General features: G+C 72.4%; 11 protein-coding genes and 1 riboswitch. Of the genes, 3 read left to right on the top strand and 8 right to left on the bottom strand.

Features of this window, described 5'->3' with window-relative positions:
- Window positions 1-52: 52 nt before the first annotated feature.
- From ABD361_RS00800 to thrC, 5 genes are all read right to left on the bottom strand, one after another.
- Window positions 53-2,536 carry an ATP-binding protein gene (locus ABD361_RS00800; protein WP_344432606.1) on the bottom strand — a complete coding sequence of 828 codons (2,484 nt, stop codon included), beginning with the start codon at window positions 2,534-2,536 and terminating at the stop codon, window positions 53-55.
- A gap of 148 nt (window positions 2,537-2,684) precedes the next feature.
- Window positions 2,685-4,307, bottom strand: coding sequence for a chaperonin GroEL (groL, locus tag ABD361_RS00795; protein ID WP_344432605.1), 1,623 nt, complete (start codon window positions 4,305-4,307; stop codon window positions 2,685-2,687).
- Window positions 4,308-4,647: 340 nt separating this feature from the next.
- A complete protein-coding gene (locus ABD361_RS00790) occupies window positions 4,648-4,851 on the bottom strand; it encodes a cold-shock protein (RefSeq protein WP_004954158.1) in 204 nt (67 codons plus the stop codon).
- A gap of 416 nt (window positions 4,852-5,267) precedes the next feature.
- Entirely contained in the window at window positions 5,268-5,543 is a 276-nt protein-coding gene (locus tag ABD361_RS00785; RefSeq protein WP_344432604.1) for a ubiquitin-like small modifier protein 1, read from the bottom strand.
- A gap of 102 nt (window positions 5,544-5,645) precedes the next feature.
- Window positions 5,646-6,953, bottom strand: a complete 1,308-nt coding sequence (thrC, locus tag ABD361_RS00780; protein WP_425583116.1) for a threonine synthase — start codon at window positions 6,951-6,953, stop codon at window positions 5,646-5,648.
- Between the two features lie 17 nt (window positions 6,954-6,970).
- Window positions 6,971-7,117, bottom strand: a riboswitch (SAM riboswitch).
- A gap of 181 nt (window positions 7,118-7,298) precedes the next feature.
- On the opposite strand from thrC, the gene ABD361_RS00775 reads away from it, so the two are divergent.
- On the top strand, window positions 7,299-8,246 hold the full coding sequence (locus ABD361_RS00775; RefSeq protein ID WP_344432602.1) for a glucosyl-3-phosphoglycerate synthase: 948 nt from the start codon (window positions 7,299-7,301) through the stop codon (window positions 8,244-8,246).
- 41 nt (window positions 8,247-8,287) lie between these two features.
- On the top strand, window positions 8,288-9,766 hold the full coding sequence (locus ABD361_RS00770; protein WP_344432601.1) for an alpha,alpha-trehalose-phosphate synthase (UDP-forming): 1,479 nt from the start codon (window positions 8,288-8,290) through the stop codon (window positions 9,764-9,766).
- Between the two features lie 35 nt (window positions 9,767-9,801).
- Here ABD361_RS00770 and otsB read toward each other — a convergent pair whose 3' ends face one another.
- From otsB to ABD361_RS00755, 3 genes are read right to left on the bottom strand one after another with little or no spacing between them, the layout of a single operon-like run.
- Complete coding sequence (gene otsB, locus ABD361_RS00765; RefSeq protein WP_344432600.1) at window positions 9,802-10,641, bottom strand: trehalose-phosphatase; 840 nt, start codon at window positions 10,639-10,641, stop codon at window positions 9,802-9,804.
- A gap of 47 nt (window positions 10,642-10,688) precedes the next feature.
- Complete coding sequence (locus ABD361_RS00760) at window positions 10,689-10,979, bottom strand: DUF3263 domain-containing protein (RefSeq protein WP_344432599.1); 291 nt, start codon at window positions 10,977-10,979, stop codon at window positions 10,689-10,691.
- A gap of 17 nt (window positions 10,980-10,996) precedes the next feature.
- A complete protein-coding gene (locus tag ABD361_RS00755) occupies window positions 10,997-12,274 on the bottom strand; it encodes an extracellular solute-binding protein (protein ID WP_344432598.1) in 1,278 nt (425 codons plus the stop codon).
- Window positions 12,275-12,508: 234 nt separating this feature from the next.
- Between ABD361_RS00755 and ABD361_RS00750 the strand changes: the two genes are divergently transcribed.
- On the top strand, window positions 12,509-13,402 hold the full coding sequence (locus tag ABD361_RS00750; RefSeq protein WP_344432596.1) for an SIS domain-containing protein: 894 nt from the start codon (window positions 12,509-12,511) through the stop codon (window positions 13,400-13,402).
- Window positions 13,403-13,617 lie beyond the last annotated feature (215 nt).

The following is a 13,617-nucleotide window of genomic DNA, read 5'->3' as shown; positions in this document are numbered from 1 at the left end:
TCCAGTGTGCCTCATGCGGGGGTGGTCACGTCGGGGGTTCGCGACCGGCCGGTCAGTCGACGATTCCACGGGCTTCCAGCATCTTGTGGACGTCCTCCAGGGTCTGCGGCGCGGGCCCGTCCTGCTCCAGGACGCCCGTCTCGCGCAGGGCGCGCACGCCCTCGGCCAGGGCGGCGGCCGAGCCGGCCGGGTCGCCGGTCTCCTGGAGGACCTGGGCGAGGTTCACCCGGGCCAGGCCCTCGTGGTAGCGGTCGTCGGTGTCGCGGTAGCAGGCGACGGCCCCGGTGCAGGCCGTGAGGGCGTCGGCCGGGCGGCCGGCGCCGGCCAGGGCGGAGGCGAGGTTGACGAGGATCCTGCCCTCGGCGTTGCGGTCGGCGAGCTCGCGGTAGCGGACGACGGCCTCTTCCAGCGGGGCGAGCGCCTCCTCGTTGCGACCGGCCCTGATCAGGGACAGTCCGAGGTTGCCCAGTGCGTTGGCCTCGCTGTGGGGTGCGTGGCAGGCGCGGAAGGCCTCGACGGCCCGGCGCTGGGCGTCCAGGGACTCCTCGGAACGCCCCTGCCGGGAGCGGACGAGGCCGAGGTTGGTGAGCGTCTGGGCCTCGCCGTGGACGTCGCCCAGTTCGTGCAGGATGCCCTGGGCCCGGATGAGGGCCTCGGCGGCCTCGTCGAGCAGGCCCTCGTGGCGCAGGACCGCGCCGAGGTTGTTCAGGGCCAGGGCCTCCCCGCGGCGGTCGCCGATGCGCGCGCAGATGGCGGCGTCCCGGCGGTGGACCTCGATGGCCTCGGGGAAGCGTCGCAGGTCCTGCAGGACGAGGCCGAGGTTGGTCAGCGCGATGCCCTCGCTGCGCAGTTCGCCGGTCTCGCGGTGGATGGCGATGGCCTTCTCGAGGACGGTGATCGCCTCGTCGAAGCGGCGCGTCTCGCCGAGCACCAGCCCGAGGTTGCTCAGGGCGCCGGCCTCGCCGCTGCGATCGTCGATCTGCCGGTACAGGTCCGCGGCGAGCTCGATGAGCGAGACCGCCTCCTCGAACCGTCGCAGGTGGCGCATCGGCACGCTGATGTTGTTGAGCACTCCGGCGAGGGCGAGCGGCCATTCCATGGCCCGGGCCGCCGACATGGCCACGGCGCCCAGGCCCAGCCAGTCGTCGAAGTGGCGCCGCAGGGAGAAGTACTCGCCGAGTGACTCGAACAGCATCAGGGGCACTGGGGACGCGCCGAGGGCACCAGCGGTCGTCGCGACCGCGATGAGGTTGATGCGCTCGTCGTCGAGCCAGGTCAGGGCCTGGTTGCGGGTGGGGAAGAGGGGGTGCGGCTCGCTGTCGTGGGCCAGGTGGCCGGCGGCGGCCCGGGCGGTGGTGACGTAGTGCTGCAGGAGCCGTTCGAGGGCCCGGGCCGCGGCGTCCTCGGTGCCGTGGGCCTCGCCCAGTTCGGCGGCGTACAGCCGCATCAGGTCGTGCATGCGCCAGCGCCCGTACGTCGCGCCCGCCTCCAGCAGGTGGCCGCGGGCGAGGGCGCGCAGCAGCTCCTCGGCGGCGTGGGGGTCGGTGTCGGCGAGGCGCGCGGCGGCCTCGGTGGACAGGTCGGGGCCGGGGTTGAGGGACAGCAGCCGGAAGAGGCGGGCCTGGTCGGGGCGCAGGTGCGCGTAGGAGAGCGCGAAGGCCGCCCGGACGGTGGCGTCCTCGCTGGTCAGGCGCTCGAGTCTGCTGCGGCCGTCCTCCAGGGCGCCGGCCATGGAGGCCAGTGGGCGGCTGGGCAGTTCGGCGAGCAGGGCGGCAACGATCCGCAGGGCGAGGGGCAGGTGGCCGCACAGCCGGGCGAGGCGGGCGGCGGCGCCGGGGTCGTCGGCGACGCGGGTGTCGTCCTCGCCGCGGGCCTGGCGCACGGCGCCGGCCAGCAGGTCCACGGCTGCGGTCTCGTCCAGGACGGACAGGTCGTACAGCCGGGCGCCGAGGCCGGTCAGGGTGTGGCGGGAGGTGACGAGGACGGGGATGCGCGGGTCGCCGGAGAGCAGCGGCCGGGCCTGGTCGCTGCTGCCGGCGTTGTCGAGGACGACGAGGAGCCGGCGTCCCTGGTCGGCGTAGGCGGCGAGCACCGAGCGGTACAGGCGGGCGCGGTCCTGCAGGTCGGCCGGGAGGTGTTCGTCGGTGACGCCGAGGGCACGCAGCAGGGAGCCGAGGGCACGTTCGGGGGTGAGCCGGCGCTCCGCGTCGTAGCCGAAGAGGTCAATGAACAGGACGCCGCCGGGGAACCAGTCCTGCTCGCGCCAGGCGTACCAGGCGGCCTGCCGGACGAGTTCGGTCTTGCCGACGCCGGGCAGTCCGGCCACGGAGCACACGCGGGGCGCGCCGTCGCCGGGCGGGCGCGGGCGCAGGACGTCCTTGAGGAAGGCGAGGTCGGCGCCGCGGCCGGTGAAGGCCGGCGACGGATCGGGCATGCCGGTGAGGTGGGGCGGCAGTTCACGGGGCAGCTGGAGGGTGACGTTCTGGCCCTGGACGACGGTGTTGAAGAAGACGCCGCCGGATATGTCGTTGTGCACGCCCCGCCCCCTCGCTCACGTTCCGTGTGCCTCCACACGGTACGGGCCCGGGCGGGCCGCGGCGGGCGAAAACGCCGCCGGGGCGGCACCCCCTGGGAGAGGGGTGCCGCCCCGGCGATCAGGACGGTCGATCAACCGGTGCGGTCGATCAGAAGTCCATGTCACCGCCCGGCATGCCGCCCGGAGCGGCCGCGGCGGCCTTCTCCGGCTTGTCGGCGATGACGGCCTCGGTGGTCAGGAACAGCGCGGCGATGGACGCGGCGTTCTGCAGGGCGGAGCGGGTGACCTTCGCCGGGTCGATGATGCCCTCGGCGATCATGTCGACGTACTCGCCCGTGGCGGCGTTCAGACCGTGGCCGATGGCCAGGTTGCGCACCTTCTCCACGACGACGCCGCCCTCGAGACCACCGTTGACGGCGATCTGCTTGAGCGGGGCCTCCAGGGCGGCCTTGACGGCGGCGGCACCGGTGGCCTCGTCGCCCTCGAGCTCCAGCTTCTCGAAGACGGCGGACGCCTGCAGCAGGGCCACGCCACCACCGGCGACGATGCCCTCCTCGACGGCGGCCTTGGCGTTGCGGACGGCGTCCTCGATGCGGTGCTTGCGCTCCTTGAGCTCCACCTCGGTGGCGGCACCGGCCTTGATGACGGCCACGCCGCCGGCCAGCTTCGCCAGGCGCTCCTGCAGCTTCTCGCGGTCGTAGTCGGAGTCGCTGTTCTCGATCTCGGCGCGGATCTGGTTGACGCGGCCCTGGACCTGGTCGCTGTCACCGGCACCGTCGACGATGGTCGTCTCGTCCTTGGTGATGACGACCTTGCGGGCGCGGCCGAGCAGGTCGAGACCGGCGTTCTCCAGCTTGAGGCCGACCTCCTCGGAGATGACCGTGCCACCGGTGAGGATGGCGATGTCGCCGAGCATGGCCTTGCGGCGGTCGCCGAAGCCCGGGGCCTTGACGGCGACGGACTTGAAGGTGCCGCGGATCTTGTTGACGACCAGGGTCGACAGCGCCTCGCCCTCGACGTCCTCGGCGATGATCAGCAGCGGCTTGCCCGACTGCATGACCTTCTCCAGCAGCGGGAGCAGGTCCTTGACCGAGGAGATCTTGGAGTTGGCGATGAGGATGTAGGGGTCCTCGAGGGCGGCCTCCATGCGCTCCATGTCGGTCGCGAAGTACGCCGAGATGTAGCCCTTGTCGAAGCGCATGCCCTCGGTGAGCTCGAGCTCCAGGCCGAAGGTGTTGGACTCCTCGACGGTGATGACGCCTTCCTTGCCGACCTTGTCCATCGCCTCGGCGATGAGCTCGCCGATCTGGGTGTCGGCGGCGGAGATGGAGGCGGTGGAGGCGATCTGCTCCTTGGTCTCCACGTCCTTGGCCTGCTCGAGCAGGGCGGCGGAGACGGCCTCGACGGCCTTCTCGATACCGCGCTTGAGGGCCATCGGGTTGGCACCGGCGGCCACGTTGCGCAGACCCTCGCGGACCAGCGCCTGGGCGAGGACGGTCGCGGTCGTCGTGCCGTCACCGGCGACGTCGTCCGTCTTCTTCGCGACCTCCTTGACCAGCTCGGCGCCGATCTTCTCGTACGGGTCCTCGAGCTCGATCTCCTTGGCGATGGACACACCATCGTTGGTGATCGTGGGGGCGCCCCACTTCTTCTCGAGGACGACGTTCCGGCCCTTGGGGCCGAGGGTGACCTTGACGGCGTCGGCGAGCTGGTTCATCCCGCGCTCGAGACCGCGCCGTGCCTCCTCGTCGAACGCGATGATCTTGGCCATGTGAAGTGGTCCTCCCAGGACGGGGTGGATTGCTCCGGACCGCGCTGGCGCCCGCGACGGACGGCCTGCTTGCCCCGCGGTTCCTTGCCCCGCTTGGCCCGCGACCTCACCGACGGTCCAAATCTGTCACTCTCACCTGGAGAGTGCTAAGCCCAATGATTAGCACTCGCACCCTGAGAGTGCAAGGCCGCCCTACCGGTGCAGCCTGCCCCGCCGGGCCTCCGGTCACACGTGGTGCCCAAGGGTGCCCGCAAACACGCGAGGGGCCCGCGTCGGTCAGACGCGGGCCCCTCGGCGAGCTTCAGTGAGCTTGAGTGCGCCGGTGGTCGATGCGCACCGATCAGGCGGTCACCTTGACCATGTCCGCCTGCGGCCCCTTCTGGCCCTGCGAGATCTCGAACTCGACCCGCTGCCCCTCCTCGAGGGTGCGGTAACCGTCCATCTGGATCGCGCTGTAGTGGACGAATACATCCGCACCACCGTCGACCGCGATGAAGCCGTACCCCTTCTCCGCGTTGAACCACTTGACGGTGCCCTGAGCCATGCCTAACTCCCCTATTACTGGCCCTTGCACAGGACCGCACTTCGCGGACCCGGGTCAGACCTCACCCCCAGACAGGGTGGGGGTGTGCGCCGGAACGCGTCGACCGCGGCTGAATGTATCTGCACGGATGCCGTCTGCAACAGGTCACTCGGACGAGAAATCCGGCGGCGGCCGATCGGTTATTCGTACCGATTTCCACAGCTTCCCGGGCAAGTCGGGCCGGGCAAAACGCCACCAACCCGGCAAATCGCATCCTCGCAATGGGCACAACTTGACGGGTTCTCGTACGCACTCGGCAGTGACGCCAGAGGGGGAACGCCCCAACTGTAGCGCGCTTCAACAGGCGGAATCGCCTCGTCCGTTTTGCGGACGGGGCGATTCCGACTGCTCGCCGAGCGTGCTCGCGCGGGGCCGGCTCAGCCGCCCGCGACGGCCGGGACGATCGAGACGCCGGCCCCGTCGGGCGTGGCCGTGCCCAGGCCGTCCTCGAAGCGGACGTCGTCGTCGTTCACGTAGACGTTCACGAAGCGCCGCAGCTTGCCGGCGTCGTCGAGCACCCGGGCGGCGATGCCGGGGTGGTTCGCCTCCAGGGAGGCGATCACCTCGCCGAGGGTGGCGCCCTCGGCGGCGACCTCCGCCTGCCCGGCGGTGTAGGTGCGCAGGATGGTGGGGATGCGGACGGTGACGCTCATGGGTATGCCTCGGCCTTCTGTGCGTCGGGTGAGGTGTGAGGTGTGAGGTGTGAGGTGTGAGAGAAGGGGGACGCCCGTTCGGGCGAAGGGCCCCTGCGGGAACTACCGGCCCTGCAGGCCCGCCGCGCGGAAGGCGTCGAGCGTCGGGCGGATCGTGGCCGTCGGCCCCGCCGCGACCGCGTCGAGCGTCTTGAGCCCGTCCCCCGTGTTGAGCACGACCGTGGTCAGCTCCGGGTCCAGCGCGCCGCTCGCGAGCAGCTTGCGCGTCACGCCCACCGTGACCCCGCCCGCGGTCTCGGCGAAGATGCCCTCCGTCCGGGCGAGCAGCCGGATCGCGTCGACGACCGCCGCGTCGTCGACGTCCTCCACGCCGCCGCCGGTGCGCCGGGCGATGTCGAGCACGTAGATCCCGTCGGCCGGGTTGCCGATCGCCAGGGACTTGGCGATGGTGTCCGGCCGTACCGGCCGCACCACCTCGTGGCCCGCCTTGAAGGCGGCCGAGACCGGGGCGCAGCCCTCGGCCTGGGCGCCGAAGATCTTGTACGGCCGGTCCTCGACGAGCCCGAGGGCGACCAGCTCCCGGAGCCCCTTGTCGATCTTCGTCAGCTGGGAGCCGGAGGCGACCGGTACGACGATCTGGTCCGGCAGCCGCCAGCCGAGCTGCTCGCAGATCTCGTACGCGAGGGTCTTGGAGCCCTCCGCGTAGTACGGGCGGAGGTTGACGTTGACGAAGCCCCAGCCCTCGCCGAGCGGGTCGCCGATGAGCTCGGAGCAGAAGCGGTTGACGTCGTCGTACGTGCCCTCGATGCCGACGAGGTCGCCGCCGTAGACCGCGGCCATGACGACCTTGCCGGCCTCCAGGTCGTGCGGGATGAACACGCACGAGCGCAGGCCCGCGCGGGCCGCGGCCGCGCCGACGGCGCCGGCGAGGTTGCCGGTGGAGGAGCAGGACAGGGTGGTGAAGCCGAAGGTGCGCGCCGCCTCGACGGCGACGGCGACGACGCGGTCCTTGAAGGAGTGCGTGGGGTTGCCGGAGTCGTCCTTGACGTACAGGCCGCCGGTCACGCCGAGTTCGCGGGCGAGGTTGTCGGCCTTGACGAGCTTGGTGAGGCCGGGGTTGAGGTTGGGCCGTTCGGCGACGTCCGCGGCGACGGGCAGCAGGGGCGCGTACCGCCAGATGCTGGCGGGGCCGGCCTCGATGCGCCGGCGCAGCTCCTCGGGGTCGCCGGTGGGCAGCTCGTAGGCCACTTCCAGCGGTCCGAAGCAGGAGGCGCAGGCGAAGACGGGGCCGAGGGGGGAGCGCTCGCCGCATTCGCGGCAGGAGAGCGCGACGGCGGGTCCGAAGGCGGACCCGAAAGCGGACCCGGAAGAAGATGCAGTGGTACGGCTTTCAACGGCTTCGACGGCCATGGAGGCGAGGCCCTTTCTCCTCATCTTCCTCGCGGCGCACCTCGCCACGAGACGGAATTGGCACCTTCCCCGCCGGGAGCCTCGCGTCCGTTGCGGACGAAAGACCGGCTGGAGGGTTGCCGGGGCTTCATCGGGCCGTGTCCCTCTGCCCCTCTGGATGAGCGGTATGGCGCTGGGCGGACCCAGGCGTTTGTGCGCGGAACGACCCCGACATAGGACGGCCGTCCGCGTTGTTCAGACTGTAACGGAAGGGGTGGCCGCAGCAGAGGGCCGTCCGAACCGCGAGATGCGTCGCACGGGCGCATCGGCGACCATCGAGACGATGCACAGCAGGGAGTCCTACACGTGCTGGATGAGGTGGAGCGCTGGCTGGCCCAGCGGTCCTGGTCCGCAGCCGATCGTCCGCTCGACCGGCTTCTCGCTGCCAAACGCGGCTCGGGCACCACGGTCAGCGTCGTACTGCCGGCGCTGAACGAGGAGGCCACGGTCGGCGCCATAGCGGCGACGATCCGCCGCGAGCTGATGACGGACGCCGTCCCGCTGGTGGACGAGCTGGTGGTGCTGGATTCCGGCTCCACCGACCGTACGGCGGCGGAGGCGGCGGCCGCCGGGGCGCGCGTGGTGCACCGCGACGAGGTGCTGCCGCGCATCCCGGCGCTGCCCGGCAAGGGCGAGGTCCTGTGGCGCTCGCTGCTGGTCACCACCGGCGACGTGGTGTGCTTCGTCGACGCCGACCTGCGGGACTTCTCGGCCACGTTCGTCTCCGGCATCGTCGGCCCGCTGCTGACCGACCCGGAGGTGCAGTTCGTCAAGGGGATGTACGACCGTCCCCTCGGCGAGGCCCCCGGCCAGGGCGGCCGGGTCACCGAGCTGGTCGCCCGCCCGCTGCTGAACCTGCACTGGCCGCAGCTGGCCGGCTTCGTCCAGCCGCTGGGCGGCGAGTACGCGGCCCGCCGCTCGCTGCTGGAGCGGCTGCCCTTCCCCGTCGGGTACGGCGTGGAGCTCGGCCTGCTCGTCGACGCGCTGCACACCGTGGGCCTGGACGCCCTCGCCCAGGTCGACGTCGGCGAGCGCAAGCACCGCCACCAGGACGGCCGCGCGCTCGGCCGGATGGCGGCGACCATCTACCGCACGGCGCAGCTGCGGCTGGCCCGCGGCCACCTCGTCCGGCCCGCGCTGACCCAGTTCGAGCGAACGGCGGAAGGTTTCGTCCCGCGGACCTACCCGGTCGACACGGAGGAACGCCCCCCGATGGCCGAAATCCCGGAGTACGCCCGCCGGCATGCCGCGTAAGCGTACGTTTGAGCGGTTCCCCCCGGGGCAAGGCTGGCGACATGGTCGTTGAGCACACCCACACCGCCCCCGGCACGGCGCCCATCGTGGTCGCCTCCAACCGCGGCCCGGTCTCCTACCGGCTCGGCGAGGACGGCACGCTGCATGCGGGCCGCGGCGGCGGCGGGCTGGTCTCGGGGCTCAGCGCGATCGGCCCGGACGCCGGGGCGGTGTGGGTCTGCGCGGCCCTCGGCGAGGGCGACCGGCTCGCCGCCCGGCGCGCCGGGCGGCGGCTGGACGCCGCCGACACCGGCGACCAGCCGGTGCGGATGCTCGACATCCCCTCCGCCACCTTCGCCGCCGCCTACAACGGCGTGGCCAACTCCGTCCTGTGGTTCCTGCACCACATGCTCTGGCAGACCCCGCTCGAACCCTCCTTCGACAGCGGCTTCCGCGAGCAGTGGGCCCAGTACGAGGCGTACAACACCGCCTTCGCCGACGCCGTCGCCGAGGAGGCCGCCGAGGGCGCCGGCGTCCTCGTCCAGGACTACCACCTCACCCTCGTGCCCGGGCTGCTCCGCGCCCGCCGCCCCGACCTGCGCATCGGCCACTTCTCCCACACTCCGTGGGCCCCGCCCGACTACTACCGCCTGCTGCCCGACGACATCGCCGAACAGGTGCTGCGCGGCATGCTCGGCGGCGACCGGGCGGCCTTCCTCACCCGCCGCTGGGCCGAGTCCTTCGCCGCCTGCTGCGCGAGCGTGCTGCCCGGAGCGGAGATCCTGCCCGAGGAGGACGGCACCGCCGCGGCCGTCCGCTTCGAGGGCCGCACCACCCGGCTCGGCGTGCACGGGCTCGGCGCCGACGCCGAGTTCCTGCGCGCCCGCGCGCACCGGCCGGACGTCGAGGAGTGGATCGGCCGGCTGCGCGAGCAGATCGGCCCCGACCGCAGCATCGTCCTGCGCGTCGACCGCACGGAGCTGTCCAAGAACATCGTGCGCGGCCTGCACGCCTACCGGCGCCTGCTGGAGGACCACCCCCAGTGGCGCGGCCGCGTCGTCCACCTCGCCTTCGCCTACCCCTCCCGGCAGGACCTGAAGGTCTACCGCGACTACACGGACGAGGTCCAGCGCGTCGCCCAGGAGATCAACGCAACCTTCGGCACGGACTCCTGGCAACCGGTCTCCCTGCAGGTCAAGGACGACTTCGCGCGCTCCCTCGCCGCCTACCGCATCGCCGACGTCGCCCTGGTCAACCCCATCCGCGACGGCATGAACCTCGTCGCGAAGGAGGTCCCCCTCGTCTCCGACCGCGGCTGCGCCCTCGTGCTCTCCCGCGAGGCCGGCGCCGCGGCGGAACTGGGCGACGACGCGCTCGTGGTGAACCCGTACGACGTGGAGGCGACGGCACGCGCCCTGCACATGGCCCTGCTGATGGACCCGGCCGAGCGCGCGGAGCGCACCAAACGCCTCTCCTCCGCGGCGACCGCCCTCCCCCCGGCCCGCTGGTTCACCGACCAACTGGCAGCACTGCGGCGGTAGGTGTTTGCGGGGGGCTTCGCCCCCCCGCAGCCCGCTCAGCCGAGCTTGTCGGCCAGCGCCGTCAGCAGCTCCACCACACCCGACGGCCCGTCCACGACAAGATCCGCCCGCTCCGCGAGCACCGTCACCTCCGCGCTGCCACTGCACACGAGCGTCCCCGCCACCCCCTCGCCGCGCAGCTCCTCCACCGCCGCGAAGGCGGCCACGTCGCCGAGGTCGTCGCCGGCGTACAGCACCGCACGGGCACCGGTCTCGCGGAGGTAGCCGGCGAGGGCGACACCCTTGTCAACGCCGGGCGGGCGCAGTTCGAGCACGAACCGCCCCGGCTCGACGATCAGCCCGTGGCGCTCGGCGAGCGCCGCGAGCGGCGCGCGCAGCGCCTCGAAGGCGGCCTGCGGGTCGGTGGCGCGCCGGGTGTGCACGGCGATGGCCCGCCCCTTGTCCTCGGTCCAGGTGCCCTGCCACGTGCCCGACGCGTCGAGCACGCCGGGCAGCTCGGCCCGTACCGACGCCACGCCCGGGTGCGGTGCCGGGGCGCGTACGGTGCCGGTGACGGCGTCCCAGCGCTCGGCGCCGTAGTGGCCGAGCACCACCAGGCGCTCCAGGCCGGGCACGCCGGCGAAGCCGCCGTGGCGCACCGCGGCCCCGGCGGGGCGGCCGGTGACGACGGCGACGGAGGCGAGGTGCGGGGCGAGGCGGGCGAGGGCGGGCACGGCGCCGGGGTGGGCGCGGGCCCGCTCGGGGTCGGTGACGATCTCGGCGAGGGTGCCGTCGAAGTCGAGGGCGACGACGGCGTGTTCGGGCCGCGCGAGCAGCGCGGCCAGGCCCTCGCGGCCGGCGTCGGTCACGGGTTCCGGAAGCGGTTGGCTGCCCATGCGGCCGACCCTACCGGTGCGGCGGCGGCCGCCGCGCCCGATCCGCCTCAGCGCCCCTCGCGGCGCTCACGGCGCTCGCGCCGCTCCTCGCGCAGGCGCCGCAGCCGATTGACGGTGACGGGGTCGTGGGCGAGGGCGCGGGGGTCGTCGAGCAGGACGTTCAGGAGCTGGTAGTAGCGGGTGGGGGTGATGCCGAGCCGCTCGCGGACGGCCCGCTCCTTGGCGCCGGGCCCGGGCCAGGACTGCCGTTCCAGGGCGAGGACGGCGAGGTCGCGTGCGGACAGGCCGCCCCGGGGGCGGTCCTGCGGCACGTCCTTCTCCTCACCGTTCCCGCTCACGGACCCCAACGTACCGGTTACCGGTCGGCCAGCTCCGTCGCCTCGGCCTCGCGCTGGATCTCGCCGAGGACGGCGGCGGGGTCGCCGCTCTTCTGCACGACGGATCCGATCTTCTCCTTGATCGTCGCGCTGACCTTGGCCCAGGAGGTCTTGTCGGCCGGGTAGAAGTCGGCGTTCTGCAGCTGGTCGAGGAACGGCCACAGCTTCTCGTACTGCCGGTCCAGGTGCATGGCGGCCGAGGCGGACTCGGTCACCGGCAGCAGCTGGTACTGGCCGGTGAAGCTGAGGTGGTTCTCCTTGGTGAAGAGGAAGTCGAGGAAGGTGCCGATCTGCTCGCGGTGGCCGTTCTGCTTGAAGGCCATGATCCAGTCGGCGACGCCCATGGTGGAGGCGGCCTTGCCCTTGATGCCCGGCAGCGGCGCCGTGCCGTACTTGAGCTTGGCGTTCTCCGCCTGCTGCATCAGCGTCGGGTGGCCGTGCAGCATGCCGACCTCGCCCTTGCAGAAGGCGTCGAAGAGGTCCTGGCGGTTGGTGCGGGCGGGGTCGCCGGGGCCGGTGAGGCCCTTGCCGACGAGTTCGTCGCGCACCCAGGCGAACGCCTTGATGTTCGCGTCCGAATTGATCGTGTATGCACCGGTGTTGTCGGTGTAGCCGCCGCCACCCGCCAGCATCCACAGCATCGTCTCGGCGGGCGCCTCCTCGGGGCCCAGCGGGAGACCGAAGGGTATCTTCACGCCGGCCGCCTTGAGCTTGACGGCCGCGGCCTGCAGCTCCTCCCAGGTCTCCGGCGCCTTGGCGATGCCGGCCCTGGTGAAGAGGGACTGGTTGTAGAAGAGCATGCGGGTGCTGGAGACGAACGGCAGGCCGTACTGCACCCGGTGCACCTCGCCCGCCTTGGCGATCGGGGTGATGAAGTCCGCCTGGGTGGGGATGGAGATCAGCTGGTCGGCGCTGTAGAGCTTGCCGGCGGCCGCGAAGTCCGCGTACGCGCCGATCTGCGCGATGTCGGGCGCCTTGCCGGCGGCGACCATGTCGGCGACCTTCTTGTCGACCTCGGTCCAGCTGTAGACCTCGACGTCGATCTTGATGCCCTTGTGCTTGGACTCGAAGTCCCGGGCGAGGGAATTCCAGTACTTCTTGGAGCTGTTGTCCGGTTTGTCGCCGTAGTCCGCCGCGACCAGCTTCAGCTTCTTGTCGCCGACGGGGCTCTCACTCCCGCACGCCGTCAGAACGGGCGCCAGCGCCGCCGTCGCCACGCCCGCCGCCGTCATGCCCAGGAACCGCCGCCGCTGCACCTTCTGCTACCCACCTTGTGGTTCGTGTCCGCACTATGGAGACCGTGAATCTCCCCCCTGGGATTCGTGAGTCCCGTGGAGACCGTGAGTTTCTCCCGCGCGCAACCTTACGGTCTACGGATCCCGCGTTGCGCTTCGGTATCGCCCTAACGCCCTTCCCCCAGGTCAGCGCGGACTGCTATGCACGGGAACGACCGAATGCCGCACCACCGCACCCGCAAGGAGCGCAGCCGCATGAAGCCGTCACTGACCACGCGTGAGCTGTCCACCCAGCCCGCCTCCTGGCGCCGCGCCGCCACCGCCGCCGCCCACGCCCCCGGACTCCCCGCCCGCGGCGAACGCGTGGCGGTCACCGGCTGCGGCACGTCGTGGTTCATGGCCCAGGCGTACGCGGCCCTGCGCGAGGCCGCCGGCCACGGCGAGACCGACGCCTTCGCCTCCTCGGAGTTCCCCACGGGCCGGACGTACGACCGCGTGGTCGCCATCACCCGCTCCGGCACGACCACCGAGGTCCTGCACCTCCTCGACGCCCTCCGCGGCCGCACCCCCACCCTCGCCCTGACCGCCGACCCGCACACACCGGTGATGCACGCGGCGACCGAGGTCGCCGTCCTGGACTGGGCCGACGAGGAATCCGTCGTCCAGACCCGCTTCGCGACCACCGCCCTGGCCTACCTGCGCACCGGCATCGACGGCGCCGCCACGGTGGAGAAGGCCGCGGCCGACGCGGAGCAGGCCCTCGCCGAACCCCTGCCGGAGGCGGCCCTGACCGCCGAGCAGTGGACGTTCCTCGGCCGCGGCTGGACGTACGGACTGGCCCAGGAAGCGGCCCTGAAGATGCGCGAGGCGGCCGGCGCGTGGACGGAGGCCTACCCGGCGATGGAATACCGCCACGGCCCGATAGCGATCACCGCCCCCGGCCGCGTGACCTGGGCCTTCGGCCCCGTACCCGACGGCCTGCCGGCAGAGGTGGCCGCCACCGGCGGCACCCTCGTCCACGCGAAGGACCGCGACCCGCTGGCGGACCTCACCCGAGCCCAACGCCTGGCGGTGGCCCTGGCGGAGACCCGAGGCCTGAACCCGGACACCCCCCGCAACCTGACGCGGAGCGTCATCCTGCCCGCATAGCACGGCGCCCCATAGGGGCGCGGGGAACTGCGCGATCGGCCACCGGCGGCCTGCAGCCGACATGCGACCGGCGGGCCCGGGCGCAGCGCAGCACTTCGTCTGCGGGAGCGTCGTGGCTTGTCGCGCAGTTCCCCGCGCCCCTGCGGGGCGCTGCACAACCGCCGGGGGCACGCCCTGGGAGACGGGAAGAGGTCGGGGCCGGGACGCGGCCCGCC

The sequence above is a fragment of the Streptomyces luteosporeus genome (genome assembly GCF_039532865.1).
In the GTDB taxonomy this organism is placed as follows: Bacteria; Actinomycetota; Actinomycetes; order Streptomycetales; family Streptomycetaceae; genus Streptomyces; species Streptomyces luteosporeus.
The sequence above is the reverse complement of the archived record's forward strand: the minus strand, read 5'-3'. Positions and strand labels throughout refer to the sequence as shown.